The sequence below is a fragment of the Allocoprococcus comes genome (assembly GCF_013300725.1).
Classification (GTDB): domain Bacteria; phylum Bacillota; class Clostridia; order Lachnospirales; family Lachnospiraceae; genus Allocoprococcus; species Allocoprococcus comes_A.
This window is the reverse complement of record NZ_JAAIMM010000034.1, coordinates 1-20,639: the sequence shown is the minus strand read 5'-3', so window position 1 is coordinate 20,639 and position 20,639 is coordinate 1. Positions and strand designations below refer to the sequence as shown.

The following is a 20,639-nucleotide window of genomic DNA, read 5'->3' as shown; positions in this document are numbered from 1 at the left end:
CACCGATTTAATAAGTAAAAAATAGGAGATTTGTATGACTGAAACTTTAGTACAGTGGTTTGTAACCCATCTGGGCGGCAAGGCTGCCAAAGAATTGATTATCTTTATTATTTCAATGATTCCGATCCTGGAGCTCAGAGGAGGAATCCTTGCGGCAGGTCCGGCGTTTTTAAATATCCCGACCTGGCGTGCAATCCCGATCTGTCTGGTGGGTAACCTGATCCCAATCCCGTTCATCCTGCTTCTGATCCGTCCGATTTTCGCATGGCTGCGCAAGACGCGCCTTTTCCGTCCGCTTGTAGAAAATCTGGAGAAAAAAGCGATGAACAAAAGCGACCAGATCAGCAGATATGAATTCTGGGGGCTGGTACTCTTCGTAGGAATCCCCCTTCCGGGAACCGGAGCCTGGACCGGAGCTCTCGTAGCATCCCTCCTTGGCATCGACTGGAAAAAAGCTTTCGGGGCAATCGTAGTCGGCGTATGCATGGCATCGGTGATCATGTATATCCTGTCTTACGTTGTGATCGGAGGAATCTTTGGATAAAAATGTGAAAGTTTTCCTTGAGAAAATATAGAATGACTGTATGTGAGAGCATATGGTCATTTTTGTTTGGCGAATGATAGAGGTTGAGTGAGCGCCAGCCACAAAAGGAATCGTTCGGATTCAAGTTGCGCTAACCATTCCGATGAGCCTCTTAGGACGGGAAGCATGTTCAGCAAAGGCTTCAATGCTTCCTGAGTCTCATCTCCATAGCGCAAAATAGAATCCGAACGATTCCTTTTGTGGCTGGCGCTCTTTGAACTTTATCGAATAAAATGTGGTGATATTGGTAAGATAACAGCAATTCAGAACGAAGCAGGAGAAAACTTTGAGAAGGGATGAGGAGTCTGTTGTTTTGTTGGAAACATTCGACTATCGGGCATTTATTGAAAAACATGTATTATTTTCGTTAAACATGTTGAATTACCAGACATCTACAGGAAGAGTTATATTACTTCTGTCAAATACCAATTGTTAAAAACGTTCAACTGTTAAACATCGAACCAGAGTTGAAAGGGAGAATAACAATCGGAATGAATAAGTTCCTGTTCATTCGCTTTGTTACAAGCATTCAAAAATCAGGCTGCCATAGAATACACTGAAAACAGGCAGTCGAGCCAAAAGAAATGGTGCTAATTCACTTTTTGTGCAATGGAGATGAGACTCAAAAATTGTGGAAGCCTATGCTGACACAATTTTCGCTTCAAGAGGCTCATCGGAATGGTTTGCACAATGGAATTAGCACCATTTCTTTTGGACCGACTGCCGTATACAGCGCAAATTTTGGCAGCCGTCCTATTTGGGTAATTTGTAAAAAAAAGAATGAACTAAGAATAAATTCTAACCTTCAACGGAATCCCCATCTCGTCCGCAATCTTCTGTGAAGCATCGATTTCTTCCTGTGAAATAATGCTGACCACACTGAACTGGACAGAAGAGAATAACTTTTTGGATTTTTCAGCGAAAGCAAGCATATCCGGGAATGCATTTTCAAAACAAGGCTGCGTAACTTCCTGGTAACGCTCGGCAGTTGGCGCATTCAGGCTGATCGATACGGCATCGATATATTTTGCCATTTCTTCGGCGATCGGCTTTTTATTGAAGAGTTCGCCAAGTCCGTTGGTATTGACGCGGAGCAGAACTTCCGGATGTTTTTCTTTCATGTATTTTGCAGCAGCAATCAGATTATCGTAGGCACAGGTCGGTTCTCCGTAGCCGCAGAAGACGGCTTCCGGATAATTTGTAAAATCAAAAGCATCGATGGCTTCCTTGATCTCTTCGAAAGAAGGATTGTGGTCGTGCCAAAGTTCTGTTGCCTCTCCGATGGCTTCATGCTCGTTGCGGATGCAGAAAATACATTTGCAAGTGCAGCGGTTGGTGATGTTAAAATATGCATTGTTTTTAAATGTGTAAATAATATCTGACATTATAATAAAATCTCCTCTTTGAAAGTCAGGCGGATATTCAGGAACCACCTGCCATTTGCGTATAATCAAATATTTGGCTAAATTCCAAATTTATTTTTCATTGTACTCTTGAAACCGGCTTTGTCAAGAGTGGAACCAAGAATGATAAAGATCACAGCACTTCCGCCTGACTGGGCAAGGGTTCCTACAATCGAAGGAATCAGTGCACCCCAGGTTCCGAACAGGATCACATCTGTGATATAATATCCAATAAAGGAAATTACAGCGGCAACAACAACACCGACACAGTTGTGTACATTCACGATCTTGTCCTTTTTACATGTGATCGGAAGGGAGATCAGCATCTTGATGATGAAGGTTGCAGGTGCGTATACCGGAGCAGTCAGGATATCTGCCATGGCACCACCGATTGCGCCGGCGAACATGGCATATGGCGTTGGGAGGAATGCAGCGGCAAGATAGATTAGAGAATCTCCGATGTGTACATATCCGCCATTTGCACCAAATGGAATATGGAAAATATAAGCGGTTGTCACACAGATCAGTGCGGCAAAAAGAGCTGTTGAAGTCAGTCTGGAGACTTTCTGATGAGAAAGTGCATTTGCAGAGGGTTCTGGATTGTTAATGGTTGTAGATGACATGATAGTTACCTCCTTGGTTTTTATTTCTTTTGTAAATGTCAGTCAAGCAGCATGGAAAGATGGGATTCAAAATTGATTCCATCATTGCGTGGAATCTGGTCGGCAACGGTGTCAATCAGAGATCTTTCGATAAACCGGCATGCTTTTTCCACGCCTGCAGCTGCACTTTTTCCCTGTACCATCGAGGCACATACGACAGCGGCGAGTAGGTCGCCGGTGCCAGAATAGCTTCCACCATGAATTCCAGAGGAAATGACGTTTATCTGGTCGTTCTCGAGAACCAGATTATAATATTTTACGGTATCATCAGAAGGAGCCTGATAAAGAATACCGGTGACGATGATCGTCTGGATCTGTGTTTCTTTTAAAGGAGCGGCAATCCGGGCAATCCGGTCCAGATAATCCGGTTCGTCCTGATGTCTGGTAAGCTCTGCAAAATCAGAGTGTGTTAAAAGACACAGCTCGGTAAGATTTGGTGTGATCACATCTGCATGGGATACAAGCTTCTGCATCTGCTGCTGGAGTCTGGGGGTGAAAATGTCATATTTGATACCGGAATCTCCCATGACCGGATCGACAAAGAGCAGAGTGGAAGGGGTTCTGAATTTCTCACAGAAATTCAGGATTTTTTCCGCCTGATCTGCACTGCCGAGATATCCGGTACTGATCGCATCCAGGGTAAGGCCACGTTTTTGCCATTCTTCTGTGTAATGATCGATCTTGTCGGTAAAGTCCGTACAGTAATAGCTGTCATAGCCGGTCTGATTGGTTAAAACTGCCGTTGGCAGAGGACAGGCCTGTACACCCATGACGGAAAGAACCGGGATCGCAGCTGTCAGAGAGCATTTACCAAGACCGGACAGATCATTAATAACAGCGACTCGTTTTATCATTGAGGTATCCTTTCCGAAATACAAAGTGAAAATTTCTTGCATTTCTTATGTGTTTTATATAGAATAAAATAAAAGTGTCATTTGTAAAATATACAAAAAGAAATATTTTTTAGAGGTCAGTTATGAGAGTGGAATTACAGAATGAGGAACACTGCCGGTATCTGAGAGTGTATCATTATTACAGGAATCTGATACTATCCGGGCAGATGAAGTCAGAGACAAAGCTTCCATCGATCCGTAAAGGGGCAAGCGAGCTGCAGATGAGCCGGACGACGATGGAGAATGCGTATATGCTTCTGGCAGCAGAAGGTTATATTGTGTCCAGACCGCAGAGTGGATATTATGTGACGGATATTGCCGAGAAGCAGGAAGAGGGCAGAAAGATTGCAAGCCGGCATGTAAGGAAACTGGAGAATCCTGTTGTCTATGATTTTGCAACATCTAATGTAGATAAAGAGAGTTTCAGGTTTGAATTATGGCGGAGATATATGAAGAGTGCACTGCGTCAGGATGAGAGACTGCTTTCTTATGGAGAACCGCAGGGGGAACAGGAATTCAGGGAAATACTGTCTGAATATATTCAGAAGACCAGAAGTGTGATCTGCAGCCCGGATCAGATCGTGATCGGTGCCGGTATACAGAGTCTTCTGCATATTCTGTGCCCACTGAATCACAAAAAGAGAACCATATTTTTCAGGGACAGTGAGTTTGTACAGGGAATGACGGTTTTTGAAGATCATGACTACCGGATTGCAGGAAGTGCGGAAGAAGAGATTGGAATGTATTACGTGTCCCCATCACAGATGACAAGATTTGGTGGGGTGATGCCGATCCAGGAAAGACTGGAGCTGGTCGGACGTGCCGAGGAAGAGCATTTTCTGATCATTGAAGATGACTATAACAGTGAGTTCAAATATTTCCAGAAACCGGTTCCGTCCCTACAGGGACTTTCAGGAGGAAGGAATGTCATTTATCTGGGGACATTTTCCAAAATGCTGCTTCCGTCTATCAGGATCAGTTATATGATACTGCCGCCGGAACTGATGGAAACCTACGAAAAAAGAAAAAATAATTACAATCAGACTGCATCCAAGGCTGAGCAGATCGCACTGACACAGTTTATCCGTGACGGACATCTGGCGAGTCAGGTTCGTAAATCCAGGAAGATCCATCTGGCAAAGGCAGAAAAGCTTGCAGACAGTGCAAAAAAGATTTTAGGAAAAGATGTGGATGTACAGGTTGGTGCTGCAGGATTTATGGTACAGTTGATCTTTGCGGAGGACTGCGATGCAGAAAAGATTGCAGAGAAAGCAAAAAAGAAAGGAATGACATTTCTTGAAGTGGAGAAGAACAGGATGTTACTCACCTGTGCAGGTGTTTCTGCTGAAAAGTATGAGGATGCCATGAAACTGCTCAGAGAATGTACAGAGAAGGGGATGAATTAGATGGAATTTTCGCATGAACTGGTTCTGCCGAATGAAGATCTGCCATTCCGGATGTTTCTGTTTGAAGGAAAAGACGGAAATTATGTCAGGGAAAAGCACTGGCACCGGTCGATCGAGATGTTTGTTGTACTGGAAGGAAAGCTGGATTTTTATATCAATGAAGAAGATATCCATTTAGATGAAAAATCATTTGTGATTGTGAATTCTAATGAGCTGCATTCGATTTCGGCACCGTTTCCGAATAAGACGATCGTACTGCAGATGCCACTTCAGACATTTGAACGGTATTATACGGATGAACAGTTTATCTGTTTTACCCACAGCGAACGCGTGCAGGATGAACAACTGGTTGAACTGGTTGAAAAGATGTATGTGACGTATCAGAAGAAGAAAACAGGATATGAATTAAAGGTACAGAGCTATTTTTATATGCTGGTCTATCTGATGGTGACAAAATACAGGAAGGTTGATGTCAGTGCGGAGATCGTGCGGGATCACAAGAACAGAAACCGGCTTTCTACGATTACGAATTATATTAAGGATAATTATCAGAAAGATCTTTCGCTGGAAGGGCTGGCACAGATCTTCGGGTATTCGCCGACCTATCTGTCACGGATGTTTCGCAAATATGCAGAAATCAATTATAAAGAATATATTCAGGGCATCCGTCTGGAATATGCCTACCGGGAACTGATAAGCAGTGATACGATGGTTGAGGAAATTGCAGAACATAGTGGATTTGCGGACGGAAGAGCATTTGCCAAAGCATTCCGGAAAAAATACGGAGTAAGACCAAGTGATTTCCGTAAAATGAGAAAGCAGGAATCGGAAGATGAAAACTGCTCAGCTTTCAGGTATCAATACTAATAAAGTGTACTTTATTGCTTATGCAAACATGGGACTTCTTGCAGCAGTTGCAGCAATGGCAGTTATCGCCCGTCTGAACTCAGCAAACCCGACAGCCGGTGATGGATATGAAATGGATGCGATCGGATCCTGCTTCATCGGTGGTGCTTCCGCTTATGGTGGAAGCGGTACGATCCCGGGAGTTATCGTAGGTGCAACACTGATGGGTGTTATCAACCTTGGTATGTCTATCATGGGTGTAGATGCCAACTGGCAGAAAGTTGTAAAAGGTATTGTTCTTCTTGCAGCTGTTATCTTCGACGTAGAATCTAAAAAACGTTCTAAATAATAAAAAAATAACGTAAGGACAAGAAAGTGCAGTTAACAGGCTAAGTTTTCGGTAGCAGATACCGGCTTGGCCTGTTAGAATATAAGACAGAAAGAAGGTGGAAGAAATGAAAATCAATAAAGTAACAGATCCAGAATTCAGAAAGTATGGACGCGTGATCGACGGCTATGATTTTTCAAAGCTGATCAAAGCAATGGAACACACCCCTCTTCCAGAGGATGTTATCTATGAACCATCTATTGAAGAACTGGAAGCAACCGATGTGGCAATCGATCTGAAGATGAGAATTTACGGAGAACTTCCGATCCAGATCGGATATTGCAACGGACATAACAGTAAACTGAATGCACTGGAATATCACAGAAGTTCAGAAGTGAATGTCGCAGTTACGGATATCATTTTGCTTCTGGGGGCAGAGCAGGATATCGAACCGGATTTTACATACGACACATCAAAAGTAGAGGCATTCCTTGTTCCGGCAGGAACTGGAATCGAAGTGTACGGAACAACCCTTCACTATGCACCTTGCGGAGTAGATGGAAATGGATTTAAGGCAGTAGTAGTTCTTCCAAAGGGAACGAATACAGATCTGATGACCTGCCATACCAAGTCATTTGATGACAAGCTTCTTACCGCAAAGAACAAATGGCTGATCGCACATGAAGAAGCCGGAATCGAAGGCGCTGTGTGCGGACTTAAAGGTGAGAACATCGACATCGCAAAATAGAACAGACAGATTCATATTTTAGGAGGAAAAAACAATGAATAACATGCCAGAACTGAAAATCGGAGTTGTTGCAGTAAGCCGTGACTGCTTCCCGGAAAGCCTTTCTGTATCAAGAAGAGAAGCACTTATGAAAGCTTACAAAGAAAAATACGGAGAAGAACATATTTACGAATGTCCGATCTGTATCGTAGAGAGTGAGATCCATATGGTACAGGCTCTGGAAGATATCAAGAAAGCCGGATGTAATGCACTGGTTGTATATCTTGGAAACTTCGGACCGGAAATCTCAGAGACTCTGCTTGCAAAACACTTTGATGGACCAAAGATGTTCGTAGCAGCAGAAGAAAGCGGCAACAACCTGATCCAGGGACGTGGCGATGCATATTGTGGTATGTTGAACGCAAGCTACAATTTAAAACTTCGTAACATCAAAGCATATATTCCGGAATACCCGGTTGGAACAGCAGAAGAATGTGCTGATATGATCCATGAATTTGAACCGATCGCAAGAGCAGTCATCGGACTTAACAATTTGAAGATTATCAGCTTTGGACCAAGACCGCTGAATTTCCTTGCATGTAATGCACCGATCCAGCAGCTTTACAATATCGGCGTAGAGATTGAAGAAAACTCAGAGCTTGACCTGTTTGAAGCATATAACAAACATGCAGGAGACGAAAGAATTCCGGCAATTGTAAAAGAAATGGAAGAAGAACTCGGAGCTGGTAACAAGAAACCGGAAATCCTTTCAAAACTTGCTCAGTATGAGCTGACACTCAAAGACTGGGTAGAAGAACACAGAGGATATCGCAAATACGTTGCAATCGCCGGAAAATGCTGGCCTGCATTCCAGACACAGTTCGGATTTGTACCATGCTATGTCAACAGCCGTCTGACAGCACAGGGAATTCCGGTATCCTGCGAAGTAGATATCTATGGAGCACTCAGCGAATTCATCGGAACAGTTGTAAGTGAAGACACTGTAACACTCCTTGATATTAACAACTCTGTACCGGCCGACCTTTATGAAGAAGACATTAAGGGCAAATTCGATTACACACTGAAAGATACATTCATGGGATTCCACTGTGGAAATACTGCATCATCCAAACTTTCATTCTGCGAAATGAAATACCAGATGATCATGGCAAGATCTCTTCCGATCGAAGTAACACAGGGAACACTTGAAGGAGATATCAAACCTGGAGATATCACATTCTTCCGTCTGCAGAGCACATCAGACAATGTACTGAGAGCTTACATTGCACACGGTGAAGTCCTTCCGGTAGCAACACGTTCCTTCGGAGCAATCGGAATCTTCGCAATTCCGGAAATGGGCAGATTCTACCGTCATGTACTGATCGAAAAGAACTTCCCACATCACGGAGCCGTAGCATTCGGACATTACGGAAAAGCACTTTACGAAGTATTCAAATACATCGGAGTACCAGTAGACGAAATCGGCTACAACCAGCCAAAAGGTGTACGTTACCCAACAGAAAATCCTTGGGGTTAATTAAAACTATACACAATCATATAAGGGGCGGATGCATAAACCCGCCCCTTTATAGTACAAAGAAACACGAATTAAAAAACAGGATTTATGTTTCAAGTAGGCGGTTCAATGTCTTGAGGACCAGATTATAGAAAATAAATATGGCAGATTCCATTTGAGGCAATGAAGATGAGACTCAGAAATTGTGGAAGCCATTGCTGACACAATTTCCGCCCCAAGAGGCTCATCGGAATGTTTTGCCGATTGGAAGATGCAATATTTATTTGTCATAATCTGGTCACACCCCCTCGAACCCGCCATATTGATACAAAAACCCTAATAAGGAGGAATATCATGCTCTATATAGGCGTAGACCTTGGAACATCCGCAGTAAAACTTCTGTTAATGGATGAAAAAGGCGACATCAAAAAAATTGTTTCAAAAGAATACCCATTATACTTCCCACATCCGGGCTGGTCAGAACAGCATCCGGAAGACTGGTTCAAACAGTCCGTAGAAGGAATCAAAGAACTGACTTCTGAGTGTGATAAGAGCCAGGTTGCAGGAATCAGCTTCGGTGGACAGATGCACGGACTGGTCATCCTGGATAACGAAGACCAGGTCATCCGCCCGGCAATCCTCTGGAATGATGGACGTACTACAGAAGAGACCGATTATCTGAATAACGAGATTGGAAAAGAAACGCTTTCCAAATACACAGCAAACATTGCATTTACCGGATTTACCGCACCAAAGATCCTGTGGGTAAAGAAAAATGAGCCGGAAAATTTTGCAAAGATCACAAAGATCATGCTTCCAAAAGATTATCTGGCATACTGCCTGTCAGGAAGCTTCTGTTCAGATTATTCGGATGCATCAGGAATGCTTCTGATGGATGTAGAACACAAATGTTGGTCCCAAGAAATGATGGACATCTGCGGTGTGACAGAAGAACAGCTTCCGAAGCTTTATGAAAGCTACGAAGTCGTAGGAACTCTGAAACCGGAAGTAGCAGCGGAACTTGGACTTTCTGAAAACGTAAAGATTATCGCAGGAGCAGGCGACAATGCAGCTGCAGCTGTCGGAACAGGAACTGTTGGTGACGGAAGATGTAACATTTCCCTTGGAACATCCGGAACCATCTTCATTTCCAGTGCAAACTTCGGTGTAGACAAGAACAATGCCCTGCATTCTTTTGCACATGCAGACGGTCATTATCATCTGATGGGATGTATGCTTAGTGCCGCATCCTGCAATAAATGGTGGGCAGAAGAAATTCTTCATACAGATGATTTTGCAGCAGAGCAGAAGGATATCACAAAGCTTGGAGAGAATCATGTATTCTATCTGCCATATCTGATGGGAGAGAGATCACCGCACAATGATCCTTATGCAAGAGCCACCTTTACCGGCATGACTATGGATACCACGAGAGCAGATATGATGCAGGCAGTACTGGAAGGAGTTGTATTTGCACTGCGTGATTCACTGGAAGTTGCAAGAAGTCTTGGAATCAAGATCGAACGCACCAAGATCTGCGGTGGTGGAGCAAAGAGCCCGCTTTGGAGAAAGATGATCGCCAATATCATGAATCTGAAGGTGGATATCATCGAGAGTGAAGAAGGACCGGCACTTGGCGGTGCAATCCTTGCAGCAGTCGGATGTGGCGAATACGAAAGCGTAGAAGAAGCAGCTGACAAACTAGTTAAGATTGTAGATACAGTAGAACCGGAAGCAGAGTTGGTTGAAAAATATGAGAAGAGATATCAGGAGTTCCGGGAGATTTATCCGGCACTCAAACCAGTATTTCCTCACATTCAGTAGAGGGGAGACTGTGTATTTCTGGCGTCAGTCACAGTTGTGGCTGGCGCTTTTTCTTGGATGTTTCTGATGCTCCCGTTGACAGTGCCAGTTAAAACCCGTATAATGAATTATAAGATTGACATGATGTGGAGGGCTTGATTCTATGATTATTGCAAAGAATGATGAAGATAAAAGAAGCCGTGTGTGGAACTATGTGACAGGAATTACGACCGTTCTGATCATTATCGTGGCTGGATATTTCATTTACCAGGGATTTTTTGGGAATCCGCTGGAAGGAAAGTGGAAGCATGATGAGAGTGATATGATACTGGAAGTAGATGATCATAATGAAGCAGAGCTTGACTGGAAGAACCTGATCGATGGTAAGGATGTGGATGTGGAGCTTGGATATACACTGGATATCAAGGCAAAGCAGATTACATTTACAGTAAAGCAGGAAGAACTGGATGAGACAGCGAAAGAACTTGGTGATAATGTAACTGCATCGGAAGTAGAGCAGGCGATCAATTCTGTACTTACTACATTCAATTACAGTGTGGACGGAACCGAGCTTACACTTACCGAATGGGATTATGGAGACCAGATGATTTTTGAAAAAGCAGGCAAATAAAGAGAACCCTCTCTCTGTGGGCACGAAAGTCCGCAGACAGAGGGTTTTGTGTGAGAACAGGAGGTTAAAAGCTGATGACAAGGAAGGATACAAAAGTAATAAATATCGGAGGAAGAAAGATCGGCGGAGGGAATCCGGTAGCGATTCAGTCCATGACAAATACAAAGACAGAGGATGTGGAAGCTACGGTTGCGCAGATTCTTGCGCTTGAAAAGGCAGGCTGTGAGATCATCCGTTGCGCTGTTCCGACCATGGAAGCGGCACAGGCTTTAAAAGAGATTAAAAAGCAGATTCATATCCCGCTGGTGGCAGATATTCATTTTGATTATCGCCTTGCAATTGCAGCGATTGAAAACGGTGCAGATAAGATCCGTATCAATCCGGGAAATATCGGAAGCGAGGACAGAGTCCGTGCGGTTGTTGAAAAAGCAAAAGAATATGGTATCCCGATCCGTGTCGGTGTGAACAGTGGTTCTCTGGAGAAGAACCTTCTGGAAAAGTACGGTGGCGTGACAGCAGAGGGAATCGTAGAGAGTGCGCTTGACAAGGTGCACATGATCGAGAACATGGGTTACGACAATCTGGTGGTCAGCATCAAGTCCTCTGATGTTATGATGTGTGTGAAGGCACATGAGTTGATCGCAAAGGAATGTCCGTATCCGTTGCATGTAGGAATTACCGAGTCCGGGACGCTGCTTTCAGGCAACATCAAATCTTCTGTAGGACTTGGAATCATCCTTTATCAGGGAATTGGCGATACGATCCGTGTATCACTAACAGGGGATCCTCTGGAAGAAATTAAGAGTGCGAAACTGATCCTGAAAGCATTGGGACTCAGAAAAGGTGGAATTGAAGTCGTTTCCTGCCCGACCTGTGGACGTACCAAGATCGATCTGATCGGACTTGCCAACCAGGTAGAGACGATGGTTGCTGAATTTCCACTTGATATCAAAGTTGCGGTTATGGGATGTGTGGTAAATGGACCTGGAGAAGCAAGAGAGGCAGATCTTGGAATCGCAGGGGGAATCGGAGAAGGACTTCTGATCAAGAAGGGAGAGATCATCCGTAAGGTAAAAGAGGATGAGCTTTTAGATGCACTTCGTAATGAACTGGAACATTGGGGCGAATAGAAGATGACAAAGCTATTTTTTGATGTGTTTCCAACATTGAATATGGATAACGACAGCCATATGCTGTTTGAAAAGGTGGAGGTGACGAAAATCACCTCCACTTCAGCCAGAAATCATATCAAGGTTTATATTTACAGCACCCATCTGATCCCGAAGAAAACGGTATGTTATGTGGAGAACCAGATTGAGGAACAGCTGTTTTCGCAGGGAAATATTCCGGTGACGATCGTCGAGGAATATCGGCTTTCCGAGCAGTATACGCCGGAGAACCTGATGCATGCCTACAAGGAGAGCATTCTATTTGAACTGGAGCAGAAAAGTGTGCTGGAGAAAAATATGTTCCAGAAGGCGAAGTGCCGCTTCGAAGGGGAACGTACTATGTGTCTGACCATGGCAGATACCATTGTTGCCGAAGGAAAGACCAGCGAGATCACCAGCTATCTGAAGGATGTCTTTGAGAATCGTTTTCATGTGCCAGTGGATGTGGAGATCGACTATGAAGAGGTAAAAGAGAGCAAATACAAGAAATTCAACGAGATGCAGCTTCAACAGGAAGTAGATGCGATCAGGGAACGGAACCAGAAGCTGCAGGCACAGCATGCCACGGAGGATGCTGAAGCAAAAGGAAAAGAAACCGACGGCGTGTCAAAGAAGAAAGTAGAAAGAGCGAAGAGTGCAGAAGGAAAGTCAGAATCGGAAAATCCGCAGGCAAAATCGGAGCAGAAGAAGGTGGATACTCCGAAAAAGCAGGAATTTGCGGGCAAATCCGGTGGATTCAAAGGTGGAAAAGGCAGCTTTGTTCGCCGGGACTATCCGCTCAAGCGTTCAGATGATCCGAATGTAATCTATGGGCGGGACTTTGACGATATGCCGATCGAGCTGAAGACAGTTACCGGGGAGATGGGTGAGATCACCTTCCGCGGACAGGTGATCAGTTTCGATACCCGTGAGATCCGGAATGAAAAGACGATCGTCATGTTTGCCGTGACCGACTTTACCGATACGATCATGGTTAAGATGTTTACCCGAAACGACCAGCTTCCGGATCTGCTTGCAGAAATTAAAAAAGGGGTATTTCTGAAAATAAAGGGTGTTACAACGATTGATAAATTTGACGGAGAACTGACCATCGGATCCGTAACCGGAATCCGCAAAACGTCGGACTTCCGTGTGACAAGAAAAGACAAGTATCCGGAAAAGAGAGTGGAGCTTCACTGTCATACCAAGATGAGCGACATGGACGGGGTTTCCGAGGCGAAGGATCTTGTTAAACGGGCACATGACTGGGGACACCCGGCGATTGCAATCACTGACCATGGTGTGGTACAGGGCTTTACCGATGCCAACCATGTGATCGAGGATCTGGATAAAGATGATCCGTTCAAGGTCATTTATGGAGTGGAAGGTTATCTGGTAGACGATCTGACCAAGATTGCAGAGAATGAAAAAGGACAGGATCTGGAAGGTACTTATGTAGTATTTGATATCGAGACAACCGGATTTTCTGCTGTGACAGACCGGATTATTGAAATCGGCGCAGTAAAAGTGGAAGACGGGAAAATCACGGACAAGTTCAGTACTTTTGTCAATCCGAAACGACCGATCCCGTTCCGTATCACGGAACTTACCAGCATCACCGATGAGATGGTCATCGGTTCGCCGGACATTGAGACGATCCTGCCGCAGTTTATAGATTTTATTGGCGATGCGGTTCTGGTGGCGCACAATGCTTCTTTTGATGTGGGATTTATCGAGCAGAACTGCAAAAGACAGAAGATTGAGACAGATTTTACTTATGTAGATACCGTAGCACTTGCCCGTGTCCTGCTTCCGGCACTGAACCGTTTCAAGCTGGATACCGTTGCAAAAGTTTTAAATATTTCACTGGAGAATCACCACCGTGCAGTAGATGATGCGGGATGTACGGCTGAGATTTTTGTGAAATTTGTGCAGATGCTCAAAGAGCGGGATCTGACCACGCTTTCAAAGGTTAATGAATTCGGGGATCTGAACCCGGATTCCATTAAAAAGCTTCCGACATACCATGTCATTATCCTTGCAAGAAATGACATTGGACGAGTGAATTTGTACCAGCTGGTTTCGGCATCACATCTTGTCTACTATAACCGCAGACCCCGTATTCCGAAAAGTGTGTTAAATGAGCGCCGGGAAGGATTGATCGTGGGAAGCGCCTGTGAAGCCGGGGAGCTTTACCGGGCACTTTTGGATGGAAAGCCGGATGAGACCATCGCGAAGATCGTGGATTTCTATGATTATCTGGAAATCCAGCCACTTGGGAACAATGCCTTTATGGTAGAAAGTGACAAGGTAACTTCTGTTAATTCCATGGAAGATATCATGGATCTGAACCGGAAGATCGTGCGCCTTGGTGAACAGTTCCACAAGCCGGTTGTGGGAACCTGTGACGTGCATTTCATGGATCCGGAGGATGAGGTGTACCGCCGGATCATCATGGCAGGAAAAGGATTTGGAGATGCCGATAACCAGGCACCACTATACCTTCGTACAACGGAGGAAATGCTGGATGAATTTGCATACCTTGGTTCGGAAAAAGCATATGAAGTTGTGATCAAGAACACCAATCTGATCGCGGATATGATCGAGAAGATTTCTCCGGTCCGCCCGGATAAGTGTCCTCCGGTTATTGAGAATTCCGACCAGATGCTGCGAGATATCTGTTATAATAAAGCCCATTCCATGTATGGGGATCCGCTCCCGGAGATTGTACATGAACGACTGGAAAGAGAGCTGAATTCCATCATTTCCAATGGATTTGCGGTTATGTATATCATTGCGCAGAAGCTGGTATGGAAATCCAACGAGGACGGTTACCTGGTAGGATCCCGTGGTTCGGTAGGATCTTCGTTCGTTGCAACTATGGCAGGAATCACGGAGGTCAATCCTCTGGTGCCACATTACTATTGCAGCAATTGTCACTATAGTGATTTTGATTCGGAAGAAGTGAAAAAATATGTGGGCGGCTGCGGACACGATATGCCGGATAAGAACTGTCCGGTCTGTGGACAGAAGCTGGTCAAAGACGGATTTGACATTCCATTTGAGACTTTCCTTGGATTCAAGGGAAACAAAGAGCCGGATATCGACCTGAACTTCTCCGGAGATTACCAGAGTAAAGCGCATAAGTATACGGAGGTTATTTTCGGAAAGGGTCAGACCTTCCGTGCCGGAACCATTGCCGCACTTGCAGAAAAGACGGCTTATGGATATGTGAAGAATTATTATGAGGAGCGTGGTGACCGTAAGCGAAACTGCGAGATCGACCGTATCGTAGCTGGCTGTACCGGAATCCGCCGAAGTACCGGACAGCATCCTGGTGGAATCGTTGTTCTTCCACATGGGGAGGACATCAATTCATTTACCCCGATCCAGCATCCGGCAAATGATATGACGACGGACATTATCACCACACACTTTGACTACCATTCCATCGACCACAACCTTTTGAAACTGGATATTCTCGGACATGATGATCCGACCATGATCAAAACGCTGGAAGAGCTGATCAATTCCGATGCGATGGACAACGAATACGATGGGGTGAATAATGTATTTAAAGCGACCGATATTCCATTGGATGATCCGGGTGTAATGGGGCTTTTTGCAGGGACGGAGGTGCTCGGCATCACACCGGAGGATATTGACGGCTGTCCGCTTGGCTGCCTGGGAGTACCGGAATTTGGAACAGATTTTGTTATCCAGATGGTAATTGATACCAAGCCAAAGACGCTTTCGGACCTGATCCGTATTTCCGGTCTGTCTCATGGAACAGATGTGTGGCTGAACAATGCACAGACGCTGATTGAAGAAGGGAAGGCAACCATTTCCACGGCAATCTGTACCCGTGATGATATCATGACTTATCTGATCAACAAAGGCGTTGAAAGTGAAGAATCCTTCACGATCATGGAACGTGTGCGTAAAGGAACCGTTGCAAAAGGAAAATGTAAGGAATGGCCGCAGTTTAAAAAAGATATGCTGGAGCATGACGTGCCGGAATGGTATATCTGGTCCTGTGAGCGGATCAAATACATGTTCCCGAAAGCCCATGCTGCAGCTTATGTCATGATGGCATACCGGATTGCCTACTGCAAGATCAATTATCCGCTTGCCTATTATGCGGCATACTTCGGAATCCGTGCATCTGCATTTTCTTACGAACTGATGGGACAGGGAAAAGAAAAGCTTCTCTACCATATGAAAGAATATAAAAGAAGAGCAGAACTCAATCAGCTCAGTAAAAAAGATCAGGATACCTTAAAAGATATGAAAAATGTACTGGAAATGTATGCCAGAGGATTTGATTTTTTACCGATCGATATCTACAAATCCAAAGCATCCAAATTCCAGATCGTCGGCGACAAGCTCCTTCCACCGTTCAACACCATTGACGGCATGGGCGATAAAGCCGCCGAGGCCATGGAAATTGCCGCTAAAGACGGACCATACCTTTCAAAGGATGACTTCCGTCAAAGAACAAAAGTCAGCAAAACATTGGTTGACTTGATGGCAGATATGGGTCTGCTGGGCGACCTCCCGGAGACAAACCAGCTGTCTCTGTTCGATTTCGCTTAAATTATAATATCTGAGATAAAAAAGCCAACGCACTTAAAGAGAAGTTATCACTCAACATAACTTGAAAAGTGCTTTGGTTTTTTTAGTATAAGAAAAAATTTCACTTATGTGGATAGAAATAATTATCTTACAAAATATAAGAATGTGTAAAGGTTTGTTCTTGGTTCACTGCCTCCCCGTTAAAATGCACAAAATCACACGATATTTTTTGGTAGTTATTTATGAGTGAAAATGATTGACTTTGACTGAAAATGGCGATATATTAGATTTAAAGATGAATGGAAAAGAAAATAAATGATTGAAAATGATTAAATATCAAAAAAATACAATCAAAATAATCAGAAACAGTCAAATGGAGGTGAATAAAGTGCTTGCAGAAGAAAGATTCCGCGAGATCCTGAAACTAGTCGAAGAACACAAGACTATAACTGTTCAGGAACTGACCGAGCTTCTGGATACATCAGAATCAACTATACGAAGAGATCTGACAACACTTCATAAAAAAGGAAAGCTGATCAAGGTACATGGTGGTGCAACCGCAGTCAATATGGCGCAGTACACCAGAGATGAATCTGTTGCAGTCAGACAGGATCTGAACATCGATGAAAAAGTACAGATCGGAAAGTATGCGGCAGCTTTGATTGAAAAAGATGATTTTGTTTATATCGATGCCGGAACGACTACAGATTTCCTGATTGACTTCCTGACAGAGCAGGACGCTGTGTATGTGACAAACGGGATCATGCATGCGAAGAAGCTGACACAGAAAGGATGTAAAGTCTATCTGATCGGTGGAGAATTAAAAGAAGCAACGCTGGCACTGGTCGGAGAGGAAGCAATGAAAACCCTGGGAAGATACCATTTCACAAAAGGATTCTTCGGAACCAATGGGATTCATATAGAGAGTGGATGCACCACACCGGATATCCGGGAGGCTGCGATCAAAGAGATGGCAATCTTAAGAAGCGCAAAGGCTTACATCCTTGCAGATTCAACCAAATTCGGTCAGGTAGCACCGGTGACATTTTCAGAACTGGATGCAGCGGACATCATTACAACAAAGCTTAAGGATGCTACATTTAACAAATATAAAAATATTGTGGAGGTTGCAAAATAATGATTTACACAGTGACATTTAACCCGTCTCTGGACTATGTGGTACAGGCAGATCAGCTGATCCCGGGAGAGATCAACCGGACAACAAGCGAACATATCTATCCGGGAGGAAAAGGAAACAACGTATCTGTGATCCTTTCCAATCTGGGAATTAAGAGCAAAGCGCTTGGATTCAAGGCAGGATTTACCGGAGATGTACTGGAAAAGATGCTGGAAGAGTTCGGATGTGAGACAGATTTTATCCCATTAAAAGAAGGCAACAGCCGAATCAATGTAAAGATCAATGCAGGAACTGAGACTGAGATCAACGGACAGGGACCGGTTATCACAGAAGAAGCGATCCAGTCATTATATGAAAAGCTGGATAAGCTGGAAGAAGGCGATGTACTGATCCTTGCAGGAAGTATTCCGAATACTCTGCCGGAAGATATTTATGAGAGGATCCTGGAGAGACTTTCCGGAAAAGAAATCCGTTTTGTAGTGGATGCAACGAAGGATCTCCTTTTAAAAGTTATGAAATATCATCCGTTCCTGATCAAACCGAACAACCATGAGTTAGGTGAGATGTTTAACGTAGAACTGAAGAGAAAAGAAGACATCATCATTCATGCGAAGAAGTTACAGGCACTTGGAGCACAGCATGTACTGGTATCCATGGCAGGTGACGGAGCAATCCTTGTGACAAAGGAGGGAAAAGTCTATGAGACCATGCCTCCGAAAGGAAAGGTTGTCAATTCTGTTGGCGCAGGTGATTCTATGGTGGCAGGATTTATTACCGGATATCTGAATACAAAAGATATGGAAAAAGCATTTCGGCTGGGTGTGACGGCAGGAAGTGCTTCGGCATTCTGTTCATGGCTCGCTACAAGAGATGAGATTGTTGCACTTCTTGGTGAACCGGCAGAAGTGTATCATATATAAAACCAAATGGGAGGAAATGACAAGATGAAGATTACAGACTTACTCAAAAAGCAAAGTATTTGCCTCAATGGCAAGGCAGAATCCAAAGAGCAGGTCATCCGTGAAATGGTCGATCTGATGGCAAAAGGCGGGAACATCAATGACATTGACACCTATCGTGACACCGTCTTCAAACGAGAAGAAGAAGGAACTACCGGAATTGGTGAAGGCATTGCAATCCCGCATGGCAAGACTGAAGCGGTAAGCGCACCGGGACTTGCAGCCATGGTACTTCCGGAGGGTGTAGACTACGATTCTCTGGACGGAGAACCGGCATACCTTATTTTCCTGATCGCAGCACCGAATACAGAGGACAATGTACATCTGGAAGTACTCAGTCGTCTGTCCATGCTTCTGATGGATGAGGATTTCAGAAACAATCTGCTTCATGCAAAGGATGTTGATGAATTTCTTGCTTATGTTGATGCAGCCGAGAAAGAAAAATTCCCGGAAGAAGCAGAAGAAAAAGCAGAGGCTCCGGCGGATGCATCTGCAAAACCGTATCAGATCCTCGCAGTTACCGCATGCCCGACCGGTATCGCCCATACTTACATGGCGGCGGAAGGTCTGGAAAAGAAAGCGAAAGAAATGGGAGTTACCATCAAGGTAGAAACAAACGGATCCGGTGGTGCCAAGAACGTACTGACACCGGAAGAAATCGCTGCCTGTGACTGTATCATTATTGCAGCCGACAAGGATGTCGCAATGGCAAGATTTGACGGCAAGCCGCTGATCAGTACAAAGGTATCTGACGGAATCAACAAAGCACAGGAGCTGATCGAACGTGCCTTGAGCGGAAACGCTCCAGTTTATCACAGCAAGGGCGGAGCAACAGAAGAGGGGGGTGCATCATCTGACGGAGATACCATCGGACGTAAGATTTATAAGAGCCTGATGAATGGAGTATCCCATATGCTTCCGTTCGTAATCGGCGGTGGAATCCTGATCGCACTTTCTTTCCTGGTTGACGGTGCAAATGCAGGTACAGCAGCATTTGGTAGCGGAACTCCACTTGCAAGATTCTTCAACACCGTTGGAAATACAGCATTTGGGATGATGTTCCCGATCCTTGCCGGTTATATCGCAATGGCAATCGGTGACAGACCGGCGCTGATGCCTGGTATCGTAGGCGGACTTCTTGCAAAAGCCGGAACCTCTGTATTCCTTGCTGAAGATGCATGGATCTCATCCGGATTCTTCGGTGCACTGATCGCCGGATTTGCAGCAGGTTATCTGATGATCGGACTGAAAAAATTATTTGACAAGCTTCCGAAAACTCTGGAAGGGACAAAACCGGTTCTTCTGTATCCATTCTTCGGAATCCTGATCATGGGTGTATTCATGATCTTCATCGTAAATCCGCCGGTAGGCGCATTTAACACCTGGCTGAACAATGTCCTTTCCGGAATGGGAGAATCCAGCAAGATGCTTCTGGGAGCGGTTCTTGCAGGTATGATGTCCATTGATTTTGGCGGACCGTTCAACAAAGCGGCATATGTATTTGGAACGGCGTCCATCGCAAGTGGACAGTTTGATATTATGGCATCTGTTATGATCGGAGGTATGGTTCCGCCGATCGCAATCGCACTTGCCACCACATTTTTTAAAAACCGTTTCACAAAGAGTGAACAGCAGACAACTATCACAAACTACATTATGGGACTTTCCTTTATTACAGAAGGAGCCATTCCATTTGCAGCATCTGATCCGCTTCGAATCATTCCGCCATGTGTGGTTGGTTCTGCAGTAGCAGGCGCATTATCCATGATGTTTGGATGCGGATCAAGAGCTCCGCACGGAGGGATTTTTGTCATCGGAATTATTGACAACCCATTGATGTTTTTGATAGCATTGGTTGTAGGAGCTGTTGTAGCAATGGCGGGAATTGTATTACTCAAAAAGCCATTGAAAGCAGAGCAGTAACTTGTAAATTTTCTAAATAATTTTTAAAGAACAGGAGTGTTGAATCATGAAAGAATTTAAGTATGTAGTAACAGATGCACAGGGAATCCACGCAAGAC

15 protein-coding genes and 1 pseudogene are annotated in these 20,639 nt (G+C 44.4%); 13 read left to right on the top strand and 3 right to left on the bottom strand.

The genetic code is table 11. The annotated features are described in order from the left end of the window. Positions 1 to 34 precede the first annotated feature (34 nt). Positions 35 to 544 carry a COG2426 family protein gene (locus G4407_RS14625; RefSeq protein ID WP_173689481.1) on the top strand — a complete coding sequence of 170 codons (510 nt, stop codon included), beginning with the start codon at positions 35 to 37 and terminating at the stop codon, positions 542 to 544. A gap of 824 nt (positions 545 to 1,368) precedes the next feature. Here the strand turns inward: G4407_RS14625 and G4407_RS14620 are convergent. The 3 genes from G4407_RS14620 to G4407_RS14610 form a co-directional block, all read right to left on the bottom strand. Beyond that, entirely contained in the window at positions 1,369 to 1,968 is a 600-nt protein-coding gene (locus tag G4407_RS14620; protein WP_173689480.1) for a TIGR04100 family radical SAM protein, read from the bottom strand. Between the two features lie 77 nt (positions 1,969 to 2,045). Beyond that, complete coding sequence (locus tag G4407_RS14615) at positions 2,046 to 2,609, bottom strand: TIGR04002 family protein (protein ID WP_173689479.1); 564 nt, start codon at positions 2,607 to 2,609, stop codon at positions 2,046 to 2,048. Between the two features lie 38 nt (positions 2,610 to 2,647). Next, positions 2,648 to 3,502 (bottom strand): pyridoxamine kinase, encoded by an 855-nt coding sequence (locus G4407_RS14610; RefSeq protein WP_179963170.1) that lies wholly within the window; start codon positions 3,500 to 3,502, stop codon positions 2,648 to 2,650. Between the two features lie 122 nt (positions 3,503 to 3,624). On the opposite strand from G4407_RS14610, the gene pdxR reads away from it, so the two are divergent. From pdxR to G4407_RS14550, 12 genes and pseudogenes are all read left to right on the top strand, one after another. Then, positions 3,625 to 4,947 (top strand): MocR-like pyridoxine biosynthesis transcription factor PdxR, encoded by a 1,323-nt coding sequence (gene pdxR / locus G4407_RS14605; RefSeq protein WP_173689478.1) that lies wholly within the window; start codon positions 3,625 to 3,627, stop codon positions 4,945 to 4,947. Next, a complete protein-coding gene (locus G4407_RS14600; protein ID WP_173689477.1) occupies positions 4,948 to 5,814 on the top strand; it encodes an AraC family transcriptional regulator in 867 nt (288 codons plus the stop codon). It abuts the gene before it with no gap. Beyond that, positions 5,783 to 6,142 (top strand): annotated as a pseudogene (locus G4407_RS14595) (ABC transporter permease subunit); the annotation flags it as partial. The gene G4407_RS14600 and the pseudogene G4407_RS14595, both read left to right, overlap by 32 nt. A gap of 106 nt (positions 6,143 to 6,248) precedes the next feature. Further along, positions 6,249 to 6,869, top strand: a complete 621-nt coding sequence (locus G4407_RS14590; RefSeq protein WP_173689476.1) for a DUF4867 family protein — start codon at positions 6,249 to 6,251, stop codon at positions 6,867 to 6,869. A gap of 34 nt (positions 6,870 to 6,903) precedes the next feature. Next, positions 6,904 to 8,385: an L-fucose/L-arabinose isomerase family protein gene (locus G4407_RS14585; RefSeq protein ID WP_173689475.1), complete on the top strand. Its 1,482-nt coding sequence runs from the start codon at positions 6,904 to 6,906 to the stop codon at positions 8,383 to 8,385. Positions 8,386 to 8,718: 333 nt separating this feature from the next. After that, entirely contained in the window at positions 8,719 to 10,188 is a 1,470-nt protein-coding gene (gene xylB, locus G4407_RS14580) for a xylulokinase (RefSeq protein WP_173689474.1), read from the top strand. 142 nt (positions 10,189 to 10,330) lie between these two features. Further along, positions 10,331 to 10,798 carry a hypothetical protein gene (locus G4407_RS14575; protein ID WP_173689473.1) on the top strand — a complete coding sequence of 156 codons (468 nt, stop codon included), beginning with the start codon at positions 10,331 to 10,333 and terminating at the stop codon, positions 10,796 to 10,798. A 74-nt stretch (positions 10,799 to 10,872) separates the two neighbouring features. After that, positions 10,873 to 11,928: a flavodoxin-dependent (E)-4-hydroxy-3-methylbut-2-enyl-diphosphate synthase gene (gene ispG / locus G4407_RS14570; protein WP_173689472.1), complete on the top strand. Its 1,056-nt coding sequence runs from the start codon at positions 10,873 to 10,875 to the stop codon at positions 11,926 to 11,928. Between the two features lie 3 nt (positions 11,929 to 11,931). Then, positions 11,932 to 16,542 carry a PolC-type DNA polymerase III gene (locus G4407_RS14565; protein WP_173689471.1) on the top strand — a complete coding sequence of 1,537 codons (4,611 nt, stop codon included), beginning with the start codon at positions 11,932 to 11,934 and terminating at the stop codon, positions 16,540 to 16,542. A gap of 367 nt (positions 16,543 to 16,909) precedes the next feature. Next, entirely contained in the window at positions 16,910 to 17,659 is a 750-nt protein-coding gene (locus G4407_RS14560) for a DeoR/GlpR family DNA-binding transcription regulator (RefSeq protein ID WP_173689470.1), read from the top strand. Continuing rightward, the gene (gene pfkB / locus G4407_RS14555) at positions 17,659 to 18,579 is read left to right on the top strand and encodes a 1-phosphofructokinase (RefSeq protein ID WP_173689469.1); all 921 of its coding nucleotides are present in this window, start codon (positions 17,659 to 17,661) and stop codon (positions 18,577 to 18,579) included. The genes G4407_RS14560 and pfkB overlap by 1 nt, the downstream gene beginning before the upstream one ends. Positions 18,580 to 18,603: 24 nt before the next feature. Then, a complete protein-coding gene (locus G4407_RS14550) occupies positions 18,604 to 20,541 on the top strand; it encodes a PTS fructose transporter subunit IIABC (RefSeq protein ID WP_173689468.1) in 1,938 nt (645 codons plus the stop codon). The last annotated feature ends 98 nt before the right edge of the window (positions 20,542 to 20,639 follow it).

Bases quoted from the DNA above. Each gene is read 5' to 3' on its own strand.
- G4407_RS14625 (WP_173689481.1), top strand. From the start codon at position 35: ATGACTGAAACTTTAGTACAGTGGTTTGTAACCCATCTGGGCGGCAAG.
- G4407_RS14620 (WP_173689480.1), bottom strand. From the start codon at position 1,968: ATGTCAGATATTATTTACACATTTAAAAACAATGCATATTTTAACATC.
- G4407_RS14615 (WP_173689479.1), bottom strand. From the start codon at position 2,609: ATGTCATCTACAACCATTAACAATCCAGAACCCTCTGCAAATGCACTT.
- G4407_RS14610 (WP_179963170.1), bottom strand. From the start codon at position 3,502: ATGATAAAACGAGTCGCTGTTATTAATGATCTGTCCGGTCTTGGTAAA.
- pdxR (WP_173689478.1), top strand. From the start codon at position 3,625: ATGAGAGTGGAATTACAGAATGAGGAACACTGCCGGTATCTGAGAGTG.
- G4407_RS14600 (WP_173689477.1), top strand. From the start codon at position 4,948: ATGGAATTTTCGCATGAACTGGTTCTGCCGAATGAAGATCTGCCATTC.
- G4407_RS14590 (WP_173689476.1), top strand. From the start codon at position 6,249: ATGAAAATCAATAAAGTAACAGATCCAGAATTCAGAAAGTATGGACGC.
- G4407_RS14585 (WP_173689475.1), top strand. From the start codon at position 6,904: ATGAATAACATGCCAGAACTGAAAATCGGAGTTGTTGCAGTAAGCCGT.
- xylB (WP_173689474.1), top strand. From the start codon at position 8,719: ATGCTCTATATAGGCGTAGACCTTGGAACATCCGCAGTAAAACTTCTG.
- G4407_RS14575 (WP_173689473.1), top strand. From the start codon at position 10,331: ATGATTATTGCAAAGAATGATGAAGATAAAAGAAGCCGTGTGTGGAAC.
- ispG (WP_173689472.1), top strand. From the start codon at position 10,873: ATGACAAGGAAGGATACAAAAGTAATAAATATCGGAGGAAGAAAGATC.
- G4407_RS14565 (WP_173689471.1), top strand. From the start codon at position 11,932: ATGACAAAGCTATTTTTTGATGTGTTTCCAACATTGAATATGGATAAC.
- pfkB (WP_173689469.1), top strand. From the start codon at position 17,659: ATGATTTACACAGTGACATTTAACCCGTCTCTGGACTATGTGGTACAG.
- G4407_RS14550 (WP_173689468.1), top strand. From the start codon at position 18,604: ATGAAGATTACAGACTTACTCAAAAAGCAAAGTATTTGCCTCAATGGC.